Origin of the sequence: Streptomyces sp. MnatMP-M17, assembly GCF_900091995.1 — a bacterium.
Classification (GTDB): domain Bacteria; phylum Actinomycetota; class Actinomycetes; order Streptomycetales; family Streptomycetaceae; genus Streptomyces.
Genome location: NZ_FMDK01001208.1, coordinates 1 through 2788 on the forward strand (window position 1 = coordinate 1; position 2788 = coordinate 2788).

General features: G+C 71.5%; 4 protein-coding genes. 3 read left to right on the forward strand and 1 reads right to left on the reverse strand.

The genetic code is table 11. The features are described 5' to 3' along the window. On the reverse strand, positions 1-1570 hold a 1570-nt coding region (locus GA0115259_RS37845), incomplete at its 3' end, for an FAD-binding dehydrogenase (protein ID WP_093605124.1). Between the two features lie 111 nt (positions 1571-1681). Between GA0115259_RS37845 and GA0115259_RS37850 the strand changes: the two genes are divergently transcribed. The 3 genes from GA0115259_RS37850 to GA0115259_RS37860 form a co-directional block, all read left to right on the forward strand. Beyond that, positions 1682-2212, forward strand: a complete 531-nt coding sequence (locus GA0115259_RS37850; protein WP_093605126.1) for an NUDIX domain-containing protein — start codon at positions 1682-1684, stop codon at positions 2210-2212. A gap of 10 nt (positions 2213-2222) precedes the next feature. Beyond that, on the forward strand, positions 2223-2615 hold the full coding sequence (locus GA0115259_RS37855) for a YidH family protein (RefSeq protein ID WP_093605128.1): 393 nt from the start codon (positions 2223-2225) through the stop codon (positions 2613-2615). Continuing rightward, on the forward strand, positions 2615-2788 hold a 174-nt coding region (locus tag GA0115259_RS37860; RefSeq protein ID WP_141716885.1), incomplete at its 3' end, for a DUF202 domain-containing protein. The genes GA0115259_RS37855 and GA0115259_RS37860, both read left to right, overlap by 1 nt.

The window sequence follows — 2788 nt, forward strand, 5'->3', positions numbered from 1 at the left end:
AGCCATGGACCCCGCCGCCGCCGAACCCGGCCACCTCGCCCGCCGCGTAGACACCGGGCAGCGGCTCGCCCGCCTCGGTCAGCACACGCGAGGACAGATCCGTCTCCAGACCGCCGAGCGACTTGCGCGTGAGGATGTTCAGCCGTACGGCGATCAGCGGTCCCGCCGCCGGATCGAGGATGCGGTGCGGAGCCGCCGTACGGATCAGCTTGTCGCCCAGATAGCTACGGGCTCCGCGGACCGCCGTGATCTGGAGGTCCTTGGTGAAGGGATTGGCGATCTCCCGGTCGCGCGCGGTGATTTCGCGGCGCAGCCGGTCCTCGTCGATCAGCGGCTTCCCGGTGAGCGCGTTCATCCCGCGTACGAGCGCGCCCAGATCCCGCTCCACGACGAAGTCGGCGCCCTTGTCCATGAACGCCTTCACCGGTCCCGGTACATCGGCGCGCGCACGGCCGATCACGCCACGGACCGACCTGCCCGTCAGATCCGGGTTCTGCTCGGAGCCCGAGAGCGCGAACTCCTTGCCGATGATGCGCCGGTCGAGGACGAACCAGGTGTGCTCGTGGCCGGAGCGCATGATGTGCTCCAGCGTGCCGAGCGTGTCGAAGCCGGGAAAGAGCGGTACGGGCAGCCGCCGCCCGGTCGCGTCCAGCCAGAGTGAGGACGGGCCCGGCAGGATACGGATGCCGTGCCGGGCCCAGACCGGATTCCAGTTCTCGATGCCCTCGGTGTAGTGCCACATCCGGTCCCGGTTGATGTGGTGTCCGCCCGCCGCCTCCGTGATGCCGAGCATCAGCCCGTCGACATGCGCGGGCACTCCGGAGAGCATCTTGCGCGGCGGAGTGCCGAGCCGCTCCGGCCAGTGGGCGCGGACCAGATCGTGGTTGCCGCCGATACCGCCGGAGGTGACGATCACGGCCTGCGCCCGCAGTTCGAAGGAGCCGGTGACCGTACGGCTGCTCGCGCTGCCGCGTCCGGCCTCGCTCGGCTCCAGGATCTCGCCGGTGACGGTGTCCACGGCGCCGGCCGTGGCGCCGAGGCCGGTGACACGGTGCCGGAACCGGAGGGTCACCAGCCCGCGGGCGACACCCTCGCGCACCCGCCGCTCGAACGGCGCGACCACTGCGGGCCCGGTGCCCCAGGTGATGTGGAAGCGCGGTACGGAGTTGCCGTGCCCGAGCGCGTCGTAACCACCGCGCTCGGCCCAGCCCACCACCGGGAAGAACCGTACGCCCTGCGCATGTAGCCAGGCCCGCTTCTCGCCCGCCGCGAAGTCGACGTACGCCTCGGCCCAGGCGCGCGGCCAGCGGTCCTCGGGACGGTCGAAGCCGGCCGTGCCGAGCCAGTCCTGGAGGGCGAGTTCACGGCTGTCCTTGATCCGGAACCGGCGCTGCTCGGGCGAGTCCACGAAGAACAGTCCGCCGAAGGACCAGTGGGCCTGGCCGCCGAGCGACTGCTCGGGCTCCTGGTCGAGAAGGATGACGGACCGGCCCGCGACGGCCAGTTCGGCGGTGGCGACCAGGCCCGCGAGGCCCGCCCCGATCACGATCACATCAGCGTCGTACGCCATGGTTTCCGTCCTTCGCGAGCAGATGGCGGGCAACTGGCCGGGCAGGCGGCCGGGCAGGTGGTCCGATCCTCCGTACGCGTGAGTAACACGTCAACTGGTTGGATGGGGTTCATGAGCCCTGCTGACGAGATCCTGGACGTCGTCGACGAGAACGACCGTGTGGTCGGACGGGCGCCACGCGGTGAGATCTACGCCAAGGGCCTGCGCCACCGCTGTGTCTTCGTACTGGTACGGGACGCCGAGGACCGGGTGTTCGTCCATCGCCGGACGGCCGGCAAGCTCGTCTTCCCTTCTCTCTACGACATGTTCGTGGGCGGTGTCGTGGGCGCGGGCGAGAGCTATGACGAGGCGGCGCTGCGGGAGGCCGAGGAGGAGCTCGGCGTGTCGGGCCTCGACCGTCCCGTACCGCTGTTCCCGTTCCGCTACGACGCGCCGGACGGATCCGTCCGGGAGAGCGCGTATGTGTACTGGGTGCGCTGTGCGCTGCCGGTCGATCCGCAGGTGGAGGAGGTCGACTGGCACGGTTTCCTGACGGAGGCCGAGCTGGAGCGGCGGCTCGGCGAGTGGGAGTGGGTGCCGGACGGCCTCGCGGCCTACGAGCGGCTCAGGGCCTCCCGTGCGCCTCACGCGCCGCGCGCGTAGGGTGCGGCACGTGACCGGCTTTGTACGGAGCCTGCGGCTGTGGTTCGCGCCCGGGCGCATCGGCGACGAGGGCGAGACGCCCGACTACCGGTTCTCGCTGGCCAATGAGCGCACCTTCCTGGCCTGGATCCGTACGGCGCTCGCGCTGGTCGGCGGCGGATTCGCGGTCGACCAGTTCCTGCCGGACCTGCGCTGGGGCGTACGGATCGGGCTCGCGGTGGCGCTGCTCGCGGCCGGGGCGCTGTGCGCGCTGCGCGCGGTCAACCACTGGGTGCGGTGCGAGCTGGCGATGCGGCGCGGCGAGGATCTGCCGGTGTCCGGCTTTCCGACGCTGCTGAGTCTGGCGGTGGGACTGGTGGCCGTGGTGATGCTGATCATCGTGCTGCTGGGCCGGGCGGGCTGATGCCGACGGGCGCCTCCGGGCCGTCGGATCCGGTGCCTCCGTCCCCGGTGCCCGACCGGGATCCCGGACTCCAGCCGGAGCGCACCCGGCTGGCCTGGCGGCGTACGACACTCACCTGCACCGTCGTGGCGGTGCTGGCGGCCCGCCAGGCGATCCAGGGCGGCGGTACGGCC